This is a genomic window from Mycolicibacterium aubagnense, from assembly GCF_010730955.1.
Taxonomy (GTDB): domain Bacteria; phylum Actinomycetota; class Actinomycetes; order Mycobacteriales; family Mycobacteriaceae; genus Mycobacterium; species Mycobacterium aubagnense.
This window is the reverse complement of sequence record NZ_AP022577.1, coordinates 1,307,889-1,323,555: the sequence shown is the minus strand read 5'-3', so window position 1 is coordinate 1,323,555 and position 15,667 is coordinate 1,307,889. Positions and strand designations below refer to the sequence as shown.

General features: G+C 66.4%; 13 protein-coding genes. 7 read left to right on the top strand and 6 right to left on the bottom strand.

Annotated features, from left to right (window positions below):
• Position 1: 1 nt before the first annotated feature.
• The 7 genes from G6N59_RS06470 to G6N59_RS06440 are packed head-to-tail and all read left to right on the top strand — an operon-like array spanning position 2 to position 8,286.
• A complete protein-coding gene (locus G6N59_RS06470) occupies positions 2–859 on the top strand; it encodes an ABC transporter permease (protein WP_138231324.1) in 858 nt (285 codons plus the stop codon).
• A gap of 36 nt (positions 860–895) precedes the next feature.
• Positions 896–2,086, top strand: a complete 1,191-nt coding sequence (locus G6N59_RS06465; protein ID WP_138231323.1) for an MCE family protein — start codon at positions 896–898, stop codon at positions 2,084–2,086.
• Positions 2,083–3,099, top strand: coding sequence for an MCE family protein (locus tag G6N59_RS06460; protein WP_138231322.1), 1,017 nt, complete (start codon positions 2,083–2,085; stop codon positions 3,097–3,099). The genes G6N59_RS06465 and G6N59_RS06460 overlap by 4 nt, the downstream gene beginning before the upstream one ends.
• Complete coding sequence (locus G6N59_RS06455) at positions 3,100–4,218, top strand: MCE family protein (protein ID WP_138231321.1); 1,119 nt, start codon at positions 3,100–3,102, stop codon at positions 4,216–4,218.
• Complete coding sequence (locus G6N59_RS06450) at positions 4,218–5,456, top strand: MCE family protein (RefSeq protein WP_138231320.1); 1,239 nt, start codon at positions 4,218–4,220, stop codon at positions 5,454–5,456. Before G6N59_RS06455 ends, G6N59_RS06450 begins: the two co-directional genes overlap by 1 nt.
• Positions 5,453–6,664: an MCE family protein gene (locus tag G6N59_RS06445; protein ID WP_138231319.1), complete on the top strand. Its 1,212-nt coding sequence runs from the start codon at positions 5,453–5,455 to the stop codon at positions 6,662–6,664. Before G6N59_RS06450 ends, G6N59_RS06445 begins: the two co-directional genes overlap by 4 nt.
• Positions 6,664–8,286 carry an MCE family protein gene (locus G6N59_RS06440; protein WP_138231318.1) on the top strand — a complete coding sequence of 541 codons (1,623 nt, stop codon included), beginning with the start codon at positions 6,664–6,666 and terminating at the stop codon, positions 8,284–8,286. Before G6N59_RS06445 ends, G6N59_RS06440 begins: the two co-directional genes overlap by 1 nt.
• A 60-nt stretch (positions 8,287–8,346) precedes the next feature.
• On the opposite strand, the gene G6N59_RS06435 is transcribed toward G6N59_RS06440, so the two are convergent.
• The 6 genes from G6N59_RS06435 to G6N59_RS06410 are packed head-to-tail and all read right to left on the bottom strand — an operon-like array spanning position 8,347 to position 15,665.
• The gene (locus G6N59_RS06435; RefSeq protein WP_138231317.1) at positions 8,347–9,765 is read right to left on the bottom strand and encodes an aldehyde dehydrogenase family protein; all 1,419 of its coding nucleotides are present in this window, start codon (positions 9,763–9,765) and stop codon (positions 8,347–8,349) included.
• A 32-nt stretch (positions 9,766–9,797) separates the two neighbouring features.
• Positions 9,798–11,510 carry a thiamine pyrophosphate-binding protein gene (locus G6N59_RS06430; protein WP_138231316.1) on the bottom strand — a complete coding sequence of 571 codons (1,713 nt, stop codon included), beginning with the start codon at positions 11,508–11,510 and terminating at the stop codon, positions 9,798–9,800.
• Between the two features lie 12 nt (positions 11,511–11,522).
• Positions 11,523–12,467, bottom strand: coding sequence for an acyl-CoA dehydrogenase family protein (locus G6N59_RS06425; RefSeq protein ID WP_234884301.1), 945 nt, complete (start codon positions 12,465–12,467; stop codon positions 11,523–11,525).
• Entirely contained in the window at positions 12,464–13,630 is a 1,167-nt protein-coding gene (locus tag G6N59_RS06420) for an acyl-CoA dehydrogenase family protein (protein ID WP_138231314.1), read from the bottom strand. Before G6N59_RS06420 ends, G6N59_RS06425 begins: the two co-directional genes overlap by 4 nt.
• Positions 13,627–14,517: an acyl-CoA dehydrogenase family protein gene (locus G6N59_RS06415; protein WP_138231313.1), complete on the bottom strand. Its 891-nt coding sequence runs from the start codon at positions 14,515–14,517 to the stop codon at positions 13,627–13,629. Before G6N59_RS06415 ends, G6N59_RS06420 begins: the two co-directional genes overlap by 4 nt.
• A complete protein-coding gene (locus G6N59_RS06410) occupies positions 14,514–15,665 on the bottom strand; it encodes an acyl-CoA dehydrogenase family protein (protein WP_138231419.1) in 1,152 nt (383 codons plus the stop codon). The genes G6N59_RS06415 and G6N59_RS06410 overlap by 4 nt, the downstream gene beginning before the upstream one ends.
• Positions 15,666–15,667: the final 2 nt, after the last annotated feature.

Genomic DNA, 15,667 nt, shown 5'->3' with positions numbered 1-15,667 from the left:
CATGTCGACACAGGTGATCCTGCGCCACCGGTTCCCGAGGCTGCTGGCGTTGCTACGCAAGCCCGCGGGCGTCCTGGGCAGCATCGGCGACCACGGCATGTTCTATTGGATGGCTCTGGTGGGAGCGCCGTTCGCCGCGCTGCGCTACCGCCGCGAAACCATCCGGCTGGTCGCCGAGATCAGCATGGGCGCAGGCACATTGGCTCTCATCGGCGGAACGGTGGTCATTGTGGGCTTCCTGACCCTGGCGGCCGGCGGCACGCTGGCGGTGCAGGGTTACAGCTCGCTGGGCAATATCGGCATCGAGGCGCTGACCGGATTCCTGGCGGCATTCATCAACGTCCGCATCTCCGCGCCCGTGATCGCCGGCATCGGTTTGGCGGCGACTTTCGGCGCGGGGGCCACCGCGCAACTGGGCGCGATGCGGATCAACGAGGAGATCGACGCCCTGGAGTCCATGGCCATCCCGTCGGTGGCGTATCTGGTCGGGACGCGCATCGTCGCGGGCATGGTCGCGATCGTGCCGCTGTACGCGATCGCCGTGATCCTCTCGTTCCTGGCCAGCCGGTTCGTCACCGTGTACCTGTTCCGTCAGTCCGCCGGCCTCTACGACCATTACTTCGCCACGTTCCTCAATCCGGTCGACCTGCTCTGGTCCTTCGTGCAAGCGATCCTGATGGCGCTCGTGATCTTGCTGATCCACACCTACTACGGATTCTTCGCCTCCGGCGGACCGTCCGGCGTGGGTGTCGCGGTCGGCAACGCCGTGCGTACGTCACTCATCGCGACCGTTTCGGTGACCTTGCTGGTCTCCCTGGCGATCTACGGCACCAACGGCAACTTCAACTTGTCCGGGTGATGAGCGCTTGCGCGAAGGACAGACGGTAGAGGTGGGATGACAAGAAATTCTGCACGGCTGCTGGCCGGGGCCGGGGTCGTCATCGTGATCGCGGCCCTCGTCGCCTTCGCCTTGGCCCGGTTCAGCGGAGAGTTCACCGGGTCGGTGCCGGTGACGGTACTGGCCGAGCGAGCAGGCCTTGTGATGAACCCGGACGCGAAGGTGAAGATGCGCGGCGTGGAGGTCGGCCGCGTCGCCTCGATCGACGAGCGGACCGATGGCAAGGCCGAGCTGCACCTGGAGATGAACCCCGATCAACTCGGGCTCATCCCGGCGAACGCCACGGTCGACATCGCCTCATCCACCGCGTTCGGTGCGAAATTCGTCGAATTCAAAGCGCCCGAGACCCCGTCGCCGAAACCCCTGGTGGCGGGCGCGGTGGTGTCGGCCGACCACGTCACCGTGGAGATCAACACAGTGTTCGAACAACTGACCTCGGTCCTGGCCGAAGTCGAACCCGCCAAGTTGAACGAAACCCTCGGCGCGCTCTCGCGCGGAATGTCCGGCCGCGGCAACGATTTCGGGCAGACGCTTGTCAACGCCGACAACCTGCTTGCCACGATCGAACCGGCACTGCCGACCATGCAGTCGGAGATATCCACTGCGCCAACGGTGCTCGACTCCTACAACGCCGCCGCGAATGATCTCGTGCAGATCACCCGCAACGCGACCAGGATCAGCAAGTCCATCGTCGAGAAGCAGAAGGACCTCGATGCCACGCTGAAGAGCATGAGCACTTTCGCCGACACCGGCAACGAGTTCATCGCCGCGAACCACCAGGGGCTGGCCAACGTGTTACGCCTCTTCCTGCCGCTCTCCGGGCTGTTCGACGAGTACAACCCCGCACTCACCTGTTCACTGAAGGGATTGGCGGACTTCGGGTCTCAGCCCCAGGATCCCGCCCCCGGTGGGTTGCCGCTGTCGGCGAGCTTCTTGTGGGGCCATGAGCGGTACCGCTACCCGGGCGATCTGCCGAAGGTGGCCGCCAAAGGCGGTCCACGTTGCGAGGTGTTGCCCGTGGCCTTCGAACAGCATCCGAACTACGTCGTGACCGACACCGGCACCAACCCGTTCAAGTACGGCAACCAGAACATCATTCTCAACAGCGACGGCCTCAAGCAGCTGCTGTACGGCCCCATCGATGGGCCGCCGCGCAACACCCCACAGATCGGACAACCCGGACGATGAACGCACGTGGGGCAGCGGTCAAGTTCGCCATCTTCGCCGTGGTCATGATGATCGCGTCGGGGTTCCTGTTCATGGTGCTCGGCGAGACGCGAACCGGATCCACCAAGGAATACAAGGCGGTGTTCGCCGACGCATCGAGCCTGCGGGCCGGGAACTCTGTCCGGGTCGCCGGCATCCGGGTCGGCACCGTCACCGGCCTCGATCTCGGTGACGACCGCAAGGTCACCGTCTCGTTCAACGCCGACAACTCCATCCCGGTCACCGCCGGCACCCGCGCCGAGGTGCGGTACCTGAATCTCGTCGGTGATCGCTATCTCGACCTCGTCGACGGGCCCGGACCCACCCAGGTGCTGCCCGCCGGATCCACGATCCCGCTGGAGCGGACAGCACCGGCACTCGACCTGGATCTCCTGCTGGGCGGTCTGAAGCCTGTCGTGCAGGGCCTCAACCCTCAGGATGTCAACGCCTTGACGTCGTCGCTGCTGCAGGTCTTTCAAGGACAGGCCGACGGCATCAATTCGCTGATGGCGCATACGTCTTCGTTCAGCGGTTCCTTGGCGGACAACAACGAGGTGATCACCCAGCTGATCGACAACCTGAAGGTGCTCATCGGGACCATGGCGCGCGACGGGGACAAGTTCTCGACCGCTGTCGACCGGCTGGAGCGTCTGGTGACGGGGTTGTCGGCAGACCGGGATCCGGTCGGTGCTGCCATCGACTCGCTCGACAAGGGCACGGCAACGATCTCGGATCTACTCAGCCAGACGCGAAAGCCGTTGGCCGGCACGGTGAACCAGCTGCTGCGGCTCGGCAATAACCTGGACCAGGACAAGCAGACCCTGGACACCGCACTGCAACGCGCACCCGAGAACTACCGCAAAGAAGCGCGAACCGGCGCATATGGCAGCTGGATCCAGTACTACATCTGCGACCTCACGGTGCGGGTCAACGACCGCGAGGGCCGGGTCGTCGTCCTGCCGTGGGTCAGGTCCAACGCGGGGAGGTGCCAGTAGATGCTGAAGTATGGCAGTGCACGACTCATCCGCGTCGGCATCATCGGCGTCGTGACCGTGATCCTGGTGATCCTGGTCGGTCTGTCGCCGGACAAGTTCAAGGACTGGGCGATGTCGGTGCGGTACTCGGCGGTGTTCTCGGAGGCGGGCGGCCTGGAGGTTGGCAACAACGTCGTGGTGTCGGGCATGAAGGTCGGCACGGTCTCGAAAGTGTCACTGGAAAACGGTGACGCGGTAGTGGATTTCACGGTTGACAGCCGGGTGTCTCTCGGCTTGGACACCGCCGCCCACATCCGGACCGGAACACTGCTGGGAGCGCGCACGCTCGCCCTGGTGTCGGCGGGCGACAAGCCGCTCAAGCCGCGGTCGGTGATCCCGATTTCCCGCACGTCGTCACCGTATTCGCTGACCGACGCCGTCAATGAGCTGACGAAGAACACCGCCGGGACCGACACCAACCAGCTGGGCCAGTCGCTGGACCTGTTGTCACAGACCCTGGACCAGATAGCGCCTCAGTTGGGGCCGACCTTCGATGGGGTGGCCAGACTGTCGCGGACGCTGAACGACCGCAATCAATCGCTGTCGGAGCTGTTGAAGAGTGCGGCGGACGTCACAAACGTGCTGTCACAGCGCAGCGACCAGCTGAACACCCTTATTCTGAACGCCAATTCGCTGCTCGGCATGCTGGTGGAGCGGCGCGAGGCCATCGTGACGCTGCTGGCCAACACCTCGGCGGTGGCCAAGCAGCTGTCGGCCCTGGTGCATGACAACGAAGCGCAGCTGGCGCCGGCGCTGGATCGCCTCAATTCGGTGGTGGCCGTGCTGGAGAAGAACAAGGACAACATCGCGAAGGCGATCCCGGGTCTGAAGAAGGTCGTGATGACTCAGGGCGAAGCGGTCAACAACGGCGGGTACTACAACGCGTTCGTCGCCAATCTGATTGACGGACATGAGATACAGCCCTTCATCGATGCGGCACTTGGAGTACAGCCCCGAACGCTGTTCCCGTGGCCGAACTGCGGTGGTGAACGCAACGGATTCAAGCCGCCGTACAGCTTCGACCATTGCTATAACCGCGAAGAGACCGAGGGGCCGACCGTGGGGCAGGTGCCGCACTGATGACCCGACGGATGCTGATTCGAATCCTGGCCGTGGCACTGGTAAGCGCCGCGCTGGCTGCCGGGATCTACGTCGGATACCGAAACATGTTCGGACCCAGGACCTTCGGCGCCATCTTCACCCGCGTGACCGGTCTGTACTCGGGCGACGAAGTCCGGGTGTCCGGCGTCAAGGTCGGCACGGTGTCGGATGTCCAGCCGCAGGGCCAGACCGTGAAGCTGACGCTGAACGTGGATCGGGACGTACCGATCCCGGCGGACGTCAAAGCAGTGATCGTCCAGCAGAACCTCGTGGCCGCGCGTTATGTCCAGCTGACACCGGCCTACCGCACCGCGGGTCCCACGCTGCCGGAGGGGGCGGTCATCCCGGTCTCGCGCACAGCCGTGCCCGTCGAATGGGACGAAGTCAAGGCGCAACTGACCAGGCTGGTCACCGAGCTCGGACCGGCCAAGCCGGGGGACACGTCCGTCGCCGGACGTTTCGTCGACAGTGCGGCAAATGCGATGGCCGGCAACGGTGACCGGCTGCGGGACACCCTCGCGCAGTTGTCGGGAGTGAGCCGGGTGCTGGCCGACGGCAGTGGAAACATCGTCGACACCATCAAGAACTTGCAGGTGTTCGTGACGGCGTTGCGCAACAGCAACACTGAGATCGTGCAGTTCGAGGACCGCTTGGCGACGCTGTCGAGCGTTCTCGATTCGAGTCGCTCCGACCTGGACGCTGCGCTGACGGACCTGTCGGTGGCGGTCGGGGACATCCAGCGTTTCATGTCGAGCGTCAACAACCGCACCGCCGAGTCGGTGACCCGTTTGACCGACGTCACGCAGACCCTCGTCGGGAACAAGAAAGAACTCGAAGAGCTCCTGCACGTGTTCCCGACGGTGATGTCGAACTTCTACAACATCTACGACCCGGTGTCCGGTACCGCCAACGGCATGTTCGCCGTCAACGGGTTCTCCAATCCGGCCCAGTTCGTGTGCGGCGCCATCGCGGGTATCCAGGGCGGCGATCCGGCGGAAGGCGCGAAGAAGTGCGCCGAGTACCTGGGTCCGGCGCTCCGACTGCTGAACTTCAATTACCTGCCGATCCCGGTCAACCCGTTCTTGGGTCCCACGCCGCGCCCCGACCAGCTGATCTACAGCGAAGCGAAACTGATGCCCGGCTACTCCGGCCCGGAGCCGCCACCGCCGGCCACCCTGCCGGGAATGCTGCTGCCGGCCGAACGGCCCGCCTCATGACGCGCGCAACCACCCGCCGGGTCTGGCGGCCGCTCGCCGTGGCAGTGTGCGCCGTGGCGCCGCTGAGTGGGTGCGCCTGGCAGGGCGTGAATTCGCTGCCCCTGCCGGGTGCGCCGGGACGCGTCGCGGGAGCGACGGTCTACCATGCCGAGTTCGCCAATGTCGGCACGCTGGAATCGAATTCGCCAGTGATGATCGACGACGTCGTGGTCGGCAGCGTCGGACCCATGAAGGTGGTCCACGGGCACGCCGAGGTCGATATCTTGGTCAAGCCGGGCGTTGTGGTGCCCGGCAACGTCGTCGCTAAAATCGGGCAGACCAGCCTGCTCGGCTCGACGCACGTCGAGCTCGACCCGGTTCCCGGGACGGCGCCGGCCGGTCGGTTGGCGCCCGGAACGACCATTCCGCTGAACCAGTCGTCGACCTATCCATCGACCGAGCGCACGCTGGCCGCCCTGGCGACGGTTGTCGACGGCGGTGGTGTCGGTCAGATCGGCGGCATCATCCACAGCTTCAACAACGCCTTCGACGGCCGCCAGGAATCGATCCGCGACCTCATCGGCCGGCTGGACCGGTTTGTCGGCACGATCGATGACCAACGCGACGACATCGTCACCACGATCAAGGCTCTCAACGGACTGATCGGTACGTTCGCCGGCCAGCGCGACGCCGTCACCGAGGCACTGCGGATCATGCCCCAGGCGCTCGAAGTCATGGTCGCGCAGCGGCCGAATATCACGGCGGCACTGACGAAACTGCGGACCTTCAGTGACACCGCGACCTCGTTGATCAACGACACCCAGGCCGACCTCGTTGCGAATCTCCGGCACATGGAACCCATCACCCGCTCGCTGGCCGACGTCGGAATTGTCATCGACAAGTCGATAGCGATGGCGACGACATTCCCCTACGGGCAGGCGGCCATCGACCGCTACATCAAGGGCGACTATCTGAACTTGTCGGCGACACTCGATCTGACGTTGCCGCGCATCCGGCGAGAACTGTGGATGGGTACCCGCTTCGGTGACCCGACGCAAGGGATTCAGGCCGCGATCGGTGATCCCGGATACGCCGAGCAGACAAAGGACCCGCTCGGCATCGGGGTGGCGCCGCCGCCCGCGGTGCTCGCACCGCGGCCGCCCGACGTCGCGCCGCCACCGTTGCCCGGCCCGGCGCCGGCCCAGGCGCCGGATCAAGGGGGACACTGATGCTGTCGCGCTTTGTCCGGATCCAGTTGGTGATCTTCACGATCGCCTCCATTGTCGGGGTCTTCGTGATGGCCTTCAGCTACATGCAGCTGCAATCGCTCGCCGGGATCGGGCGCTACAACGTCACCCTCGAACTGCCGGACACCGGTGGGTTGTACCGGTTCAGCAACGTCACCTACCGCGGCGTGGAGGTCGGCCGGGTCACCAACGTAGAGCTGACGAAAACCGGTGTGCGCGTGCAGATGTCGCTCGACTCGTCGTCGAAGATCCCAGCGGATCTGTCGGCCGTGGTGCGCAGTGTGTCGGCCGTGGGGGAGCAGTACGTCGATCTGTTGCCACACACCGATTCGGCGCCGTATCTGCACGACGGTTCCGTCGTGCGGGCCGGGCCCGACGCCGTCCCGCCGCCGATCGGGCCGATGATGGACCGCGCGAGCGAACTGGTCGCCACCCTGCCGAAGGACAAGCTGCACCAGTTGCTCGACGAAACCTACAAGGCGTTCAACGGCGCCGACTACGACCTGCAATCGCTGGCGGACTCGTCCGGGAAACTGGCCGGTGGGCTGAACGAACAGCGGGACAAGGTACGGGAGCTCATCGAGAACAGTTCGCCGCTGCTGGATTCCCAGGTGCAGAGCACAGATTCGCTGCGGGTGTGGTCGGGCAGCCTGACCGGCGTCACCGATCAGTTGGTCACCAACGATCCCCAGATCCGCAGCCTGCTGGACCGTGGGCCCGCGGTGGCAGACGACGCGACCAAGCTCTTCGACAAGCTGAAAATCACTGTCCCCGTACTGCTGGCCAACTTGACCTCGTTGGGGCAGCTCGGCGTGACCTATCGTCCCGGGCTGGAGCAGGCGCTGGTGTTGCTGCCGCCGGTGGTCTCGACAGTGATCTCGTATGGCACGTCGCGCAACGGATCCGGCCTCGGTATCGGTAGCTTCCGGATCGGTGCGGAAGACCCGCCCCCATGCACCTTGGGCTTTCTGCCGCCCTCGTCGTGGCGACCGGCGTATGACACCACCACGCTGGATCTGCCCGACGACGTGTACTGCAAGTTGCCGCAGGATGCACCGGTAGGTGTGCGCGGTATTCGCAATACGCCGTGCATGACGAAGCCGGGCAAGTTCGCGCCGACCGCCGAAATATGTAACAGCGACCAGGAATACGAGCCGCTGGCGCCGCGGATGCCCGTCGTCGGGCCGTATCCCCGTGACCCCAGCCTGGAACGGCAAGGCGTGCCGCCGGATTCGCGGTGGTTCCCGGACCAGGGGCTGTATGCCCCGGTCGGTGAAGGGCCGGCCGCCGGCGCTCCGCCACCGGGCCCGCCGCCGAACAACCCGGTGCTGCCGCCACAGAATCCGATCACCACTCCGGGCGCTTCGGGCAACGCGGGTAGCGTCCCGCCGATCCCCGGTGGCGACCCGGTTGAGCCCCGGCCGGCCGTACCTCCGGCCGATGAGCCCGGGGCGGCTCCGAGCGCGTTCACCGGCGGCGTCGGCTACGCGCAGTACGACCCGCGCACGGGGGACTACGTGGCCCCTGACGGCGAACTGTCCCGGCAGGCCGATCTGGCCACCCGGTCGGCGCCCAAGACCTGGCAGAACATGCTGACGTCGTGAAACGCGAGACCGCGGGCGGCTGAAATGTGTTCAGCCGCCCGCGGTCACCGACACCGAGCGCTAGCCGTGACCCAGCACGCTCTTGGTTTCCAGGTATTCGTGGAATCCGGCCTCGCCCCATTCACGCCCGTTGCCGCTGTGCTTGTAGCCGCCGAACGGCGCATTCATGTCGAAAGCGTGGTTGATCGAGATCCAGCCGGCCCGGATCCGCCGGGCCACGGCGCGCGCGGCGTCGATGTCGGCTCCCGAAACATAGCCGGCCAGGCCGTATTCGGTGTCGTTGGCGATGTCGACGGCGTCGTCGATGTCGTCGTATCCCAACATGCACAGCACCGGCCCGAAGATCTCCTCGCGGGCGATGGTCATGTCATTGGTCACGTCGGCGAATACCGTTGGCCGGACATAAAACCCGCGGTCGACTCCGGCGGGGCGGCCCTCGCCCCCGGCGACCAGATTCGCGCCGTCGGCGATGCCCTTGGCGATGAGGCCCTGGATGCGCTCGAACTGCGCGCGCGAGGCGACCGGCCCGATGGCTTTCGGGTTGGCGGCATCCGCTACCTGTACACCCTCGATGGTCTCTGCCGCGATCGAAACCGCTTCTGCCATGCGGGAGTTCGGCACCAACATGCGTGACGGCGCATTGCAGCTCTGGCCCGAGTTCGGCATCATCGCGGAGACGCCGGCGGCCACGCTGGTGGCGAAGGCCTCGTCGTCGAGCACGATGTTCGGGCTCTTGCCGCCGAGCTCCTGGCTGACCCGTTTGACGCTCGGGGCCGCGCATTTCGCGACCTCGATACCGGCGCGCGTCGAGCCGGTGAATGACACCATGTCGATGCCCGGATGGCTCGAAATGGCCGCTCCCACACCGGCTCCGTCGCCGAAGACCAGGTTGTACACGCCGGCGGGCACGCCTGCGGCGTCGATGACCTCGGTGAAGATCTGCGCCGAGAACGGGGCGACCTCCGAGGGCTTGAGCACCACGGTGCAGCCGGTCGCCAATGCCGGGAACACCTTGACGGCAATCTGGTTGAGTGGCCAGTTCCACGGGGTGATCAGCCCACAGACGCCGATCGGCTCGCTGGACACCAGCGTGTTGCCGAGCCGGCGCGAAAAGTCGAAATTCTTGAGCACCTCGATCGCGGTCATGAGATGTCCGATGCCGAGCTGTACCTGGGCGCCGGCAGCGAGGGCCGGCGGGGCGCCGATCTCCTCGCGCACGGCTTCGGCGAGATCGCCTTGGCGCCTCAGATATTCAGCACTGATCGCCTGCAGCACATCGAGACGTTCCTCGCGGCTGGTCTGCGACCACGAGCCGAATGCGCGCCGGGCGGCCCCGACCGCCTTGTCCACGTCGGCTGCCGAGCCCAGGGCAATGCGGCCCGCGACCTCTTCCGTGGCAGGGTTCTCGACTCCCAGTGGGGTCAGCTCGACCGGGTCGACCCACCGTCCGTCGACATAGAACTGCAAATACTCGCGCATTGCCTCTCCTTTGCTGTGTGCCCTCGGCGTCTTCACTGTGTGCCCTCGGCGTACCAGGTGCGGAATCGGTCATACTTGGGCATCTCCTCAGAGTTTGCCTTCGGGTCTATGCACACGTGCACCACTCCGACCTTTCCGCTGGCATAGGCACGCGCGATGGCCGGACCGATCTCGTCCTCCTTCTCAACGTACTCGCCGTGGCAGCCGAAGCCCTCGGCGATCTTGTCCATCCGGACGTCCTTGCTCCAGTGCACGCCGGGCTGCGGCGACGGCTGCTCGAAGGTCCGCTTGTAGACGCCGACCTCCAGGCCCCACTGATGGTCGACCCCGACTACACATACCAGCGGAAGGCCCTCGCGCGCAGCCGTTTCCAATTCGGCGATGTGGAACAGGAATGCCGAGTCGCTGGTCAGTAGCATGACCGGGCGTTTGCGGCCTTCGGCGATCGAGGCGCCGACGGCGTAGGGGAGACCGGTGCCGAGGTGGCCGAAGTTCTGGTTCCAGATGACGTCGCGCGGCTTGGACTGCGAGTAGGTCCACTGGAAGATCACGGTCGCGCCGCCGTCGCGCACCATGATGCCGTCCTCGAGTTCCCTGAACGCCTTGGTGGCCTCGACGACATAACGCGCCGGATGGATCGGAGCGCGCCCGGACGGCGCATTCTCCGCAAGTTCGGCGAGTTCGGCTGCGTCGGCCGTGACCAGGGTGTCGAGATTGGCCGTCGGTGCGCGCGGGGTGTCGCGCAGTGCCTCGACGAGCTGTGGGACGACTCCGCGCAGGTCGCCGACCAGCGCCACGTCGAACGAACGATTGACGCCGATGGCGGCCGGATCCTGCTCGACGTAAACCCATTTACGGTTCGCGTTGCCCGCCGCCCAGTGCTGGGTCCGGCCGTAGTGCATGGGTTCACCCAGTTCGGTGCCCAGCGCGACGCACAGGTCGGAATCCTCGACGGCCTGGTTCGCGGCCGGCGAGAACAGGTATGGGAACGTCCGGTCCTGTAGGCCGGGGATGAAGGACGTGCCGCCGGAGGTCTGGATGACGGGGCAGTTCATCAGTTCGGCGAGTTCTTTCACCTCCTGTTGGGTGCGTGACGTGTGCACGCCGTGACCGACCAGCAGGATCGGGCTCTTGGCCGCCGTGATCAACTTTGCGGCTTCGGCGACCTCACGCGCGCCCGCGCCCTGGTTGACGAGCCGGTAGGCCGCGGGGCTCGGTGCCTCCGACACGTCGAGTTCGTCGAGGATCACGTGTGACGGGAATTCGACGTAGGCCGGGCCCGGGGTGCCCGACATCGCCCGGCGGATTGCCTCGTGGATGATCTCGTCGGTCTGATCGGCGTACTCGATGGAGCTGCTGTACTTCACCGACGGCGCGAAAAGTCCTTCCTGCTGGATGAATTGGATGCGTCCGCGACGCACGCGGCGCTCGGTGATGCGGGCCCGCTGTCCGCCCAGGAAGATGACCGGTGAGTTCTCCACCAGTGCGCACATCATTGCGCCGGCGATGTTCGCGACACCCGGTCCGAGCGTTCCGATGCACAGACCCGGCCTCCCCGTCATTCGCGAGGCGGCCTCGGCCATGAAGCCGGCGCTCAGTTCGTGGTGCGGCGCCACGACGGACCAGCCGCGAGCTGCGGCCTCGGTGAACATGTGCACGAAGTTGGGATCCGGGATGCCGAAGAGGGTGTTGACTCCTTCGGCCTCGAACAGGTCGAGAATGCGTTTGTAGACCGGTACGCCCATCTGAAACTCCTTCTATCGGTAGCGCTTGGCGAGTTGTCTGCGGTGTGCTGCGGGAGAGCCGTACAGCGAACGGTTGAGTGCGGCGCGTTTGAGGTATACGTGGATGCCGCTTTCCCACGTGTAGCCGATGCCGCCGTGGAGCTGCATGGCCTTGCCCGCGATGTCGACGGCCACGCCGGTGGCGTAGGCCTTGGCCATCGACGCGGCGGCATCGGCGCGGCCCTGCGCAACGGATTCGACTGCGGCGCGGACGAGTTCACGTGCCACTTCGACCTGGACCAGCATGTCGGCGCAGGCATGCTTGACGGCCTGGAACGATCCGATCGGGCGGCCGAACTGATGGCGCACCTTGGTGTAGTCCACCGTCGCGGCGAGCACCGCCTCGGCGGTGCCGAGGCTGTCGGCCGCGACCGCCACCGCCGCCCGATCGCGTAGGAGGCCGATCGGGTCGACGGCGCCGTCTGCGAAGTGCAGGGTTTCGGCAGCGCTGCCCGGGACCACGGTGGCCAGGCGCCGCGTCTCGTCGAGCACCGGCCGGGGAACGATAGCTGGGGTGACGACGGAGACGCCGTCGGCGGAGGCCATCAGGAGTCGGTCGGCGCCTTCGGCGTCAGGCACGAAATCGGTTGAGTCCATGGCCACGGCCAGCCGGACGCTGCCGGTCGCGACCCCAGCCAACAGCTCATCGCGAACCGCGCTGGGTGCCAGCATGTTCAGCACCCCGACCGACAGTACCGCACTGCCCAGATAACTGGTGGTTGCCGCGGCGCGGCCCAGTTCCTCGCAGAGCACGGCCACCTCGGCGAACGTCGCCCCGGCACCACCGAACTCTTCCGGCACCTCGAGCCCGACCCAGCCGGCCTCGACCAGCGACGGCCACTCGACGTTGCTGCCTTTGGCCAGCACGTCGCCGGCCACCGACCGCAGCTCGTCATGGAATTCGCCGAAATCGGTCACGACGCACTCCGCTCTCGCGGCAGGTCCAGGCCGCGCTCGCCGATGATGGTGCGCTGAATCTCGCTGGTCCCGCCGGGAATGGTCCACTCCCATGACCCGATGAAGTCGAGGAGCCACGAGCCCGACTCCCAGCCACTTGACATCGGCTTCGTCAACTGGGTATGGACGTCCAGGCCGCCGGCTTCGACGCCGAAATCAGTGAGCCGTTGCAGCAATTCGCTGTAGAACAGCTTGACGATCGACGCGTCGGCGGGATTGGTCGAGCCGGCTCCTTCGTTATCCACGTTCTCCACCAACCGGCGGCAGAGGCCGCGTAGCCCGCTGATCTCAATCTCGAACTGGGCCAGCCGGTCGGCGACCATCGGATCGTCGGTCGGACAGGTCTCGACCAGCCGGCGAAAACCGTTGTGGGCCAGGCGCTCCGACAGTTCCAGCATGGTCAGGCCGCGCTCCGCGCCCAATGTCTGCTGCGCCACCTGCCATCCCTCGTTTTCCGCGCCGACGAGATTCGCCGCCGGAATGACCACGTCGGTCAGGAAGATCTCGCAGAAGTGCGAGTCACCCATCGCGTTGCGGATCGGGCGGACGTCGACGCCCGGGCTGCGCATGTCGAGCAGGAAGTACGTGATGCCCTTGCGCTTCGGGGCATCCGGATCGGTGCGGGCCAGCAGCAGGCACCAGTCGGCGTGCGCGCCACCGCTAGCCCACAGCTTCTGGCCGTTGACGATGTATGAGTCACCCGAACGGCGGGCCGAGGTCCGCAGACTCGCCAGGTCCGAGCCGGCCTCTGGTTCGGAGAAGCCCTGCACCCAGAGCTCACCGTCGAGGATGGCCGGAAGATGTTGCTGCCGTTGTTCTTCCGTGCCCGCAGCCAGGAAGGTAGCCGCGGCGTGGTGGATGCCGACGAACGCCAGAACCAGCCGGGGTGCATCGTGTGCGGCCAGCTCCTGATACAGCACGATCTGGTCGGCCACGCTCATGCCGCCACCCCATTCGCGGGGCCAGTGCGGAACGGCGAATCCCGCGGCGTGCAACTCCGCGAACCATGCCTTCTGGAATCGCACGAATTCCGCTTCCGGGGCCCCGGTCTGGGTGCGCCGCCAGTCGTGGGGGACATGCGCCTCGCACCAGGCGCGCACGTGTTCGCGGAAGCCGGTGGTCACGACATCCTCCGAGTCAGTTCCGCTTTCGTCGCGGAGAGGCCCAGGGGTAGCCGGCGCAGTGGCTGGCTGTATCGCGACAGCCACGAGAGGGTGGTCTCGTCGCAGAAGCCGACGGCGCCGTGCAGCTGATGGCAGACCCGGAAGACAGTGTCGGCCGCTTCCAGCGCCGACATCCGCAGCGCCAACGCATCATTGGCGGCTTCCGGCTGGTCGGTGCCGACGCTCCACAACGCGTGTTTGGCCAGGATGTCCAGCCCGCTGCGTTCCACTTCGGCGTCGGTCAGCTGGAACTGGACACCCTGGAAAGACGAGAGGGGCGCGCCGAACTGCTTGCGCATCGTGACGTATGCGACGGTGAGTTCCATGGCCCGGTCGAGCATGCCCAGCAGCGTCCAGCACGGCAGGACCAGAGCCAGCGCGACGTCGGCGGATCCGCGGTCATGGACCGCGGATAGCACGAGCGGGGCCACGAACGCGGGGCCGGCCGGCCCGTGTTCGACGACCTCACTGCGGGTGCCGGCGACGGTGACGGTCGCCCACGGTCCGTCGAGTCCGGCCACCGGGGCAGCCGGGTTGATGTCGGCCACCACCGATAATCCGTCGACCGTGAGATCCCGAGGGCGAGCCAGGATTTCGGCCACTGGATAGGGCAGCGCCCAATACCCGGCGCTGCGGCACAGCGCTGCCGCCGCCTCCAGCTCGTCGGCGTCGGTGTGTGCGTTCAGGTCCCAGGCGCCCAGCTCCCGCAGCACGCGGTCGACGAGTTCCGCCCGCGTGTTCGGCTTCGCTTCCGCCTGTTGCAGCAGGGCGTCGCCGCCGGCCGCGGCGAACGCCCGAAGCGCCTGTCGGCCATACTCTTCGGCCTGCTCACCGAGATCGAGAATCACCGCGCCGCCGCCAACAATGCTCGGGAGAGCAGGATGCGCTGCATCTCGATACTTCCTGATGACACCGTCGACGCCTGCGAGTAGCGCCAGTGGTCGGCCACCTCGGCCTGGAACCACCGGGTGTACGCGGTGTCGTCGGCCACCTCGGCGGCCAGGTCCGTCAGTACCTCTGCGCTGTCCTGATCCAGCCGGGTGACGGCGATGCGGTATGCCGCCGCATCGGCCGGCCGCACCTGCCCGGCGGCCTGCAGTGCCACTACCCGATAGGCCAGCAGGCGAGCCCGCCGGCAGTGCGTCATCATGCGTACCCACCTGCTGCGCAACTCATCCGGCAGTGACGGCCACCGATCGCCCAGTGCCGTCGGCGCCGCGGTCAGCAGCCGCTCGCAGCGCGCATAACGGGCGATGCCGACCCGCTCGAAGGACATCACGTCGTGCACGATCGACCAGCCCTGATCCACCGTGCCGAGCACGTCGGCCGGGGTGACCCGAAGCTCGTCGATGAACACCTCGTTGAGATGGTGGGGGCCGAGCATGGTGCGGATGGGCCGGACCTGGATCGCCGGATCATCCATCGGGACAAGAAAGATCGAGAGTCCGTCCTGTTTCTTCTCCTGGCGGGAGGTCCGCGCCAGCAGGAAACACCACTGCGCCATGGTGGCGTAGGAGGTCCAGATCTTCTGGCCGGTGATCCGCCAGCCGTCGCCGTCCGGACGTGCGGTGGTGCGCAGCGACGCGAGGTCCGAGCCCGCCTCCGGTTCCGAGAAACCCTGGCACCAGATCACCTCGCCGCGGGCGATCAGTGGAAGGTGCTGCTGCCGTTGCTGTTGGGTGCCGTGGCGCATGATGATCGGGCCGACCCAGTTGACGCCCATGTACTGGGCGCCGCGCGGCTCGTGGTGCGCCCACATCTCCTCGCGCACCACGGTCTGTTCCCACACCGATGCACCGCGACCGCCGAATTCGCGCGGCCAGGCCAGGCACAGCAGCTCACGCTCGGCGAGGACGCGGCAGAACCGCTGCGCCACAGCCAGATCCGCCGGATCGTCGGTGAAGGCACCCAGGAAGTCCTCCGGCACATGCTCGTTCACCAGGTCGCGCAGTTGTCGGCGCAGCGCCGTGGCGTCCGCGCCCATCTCGAAGTCCATGC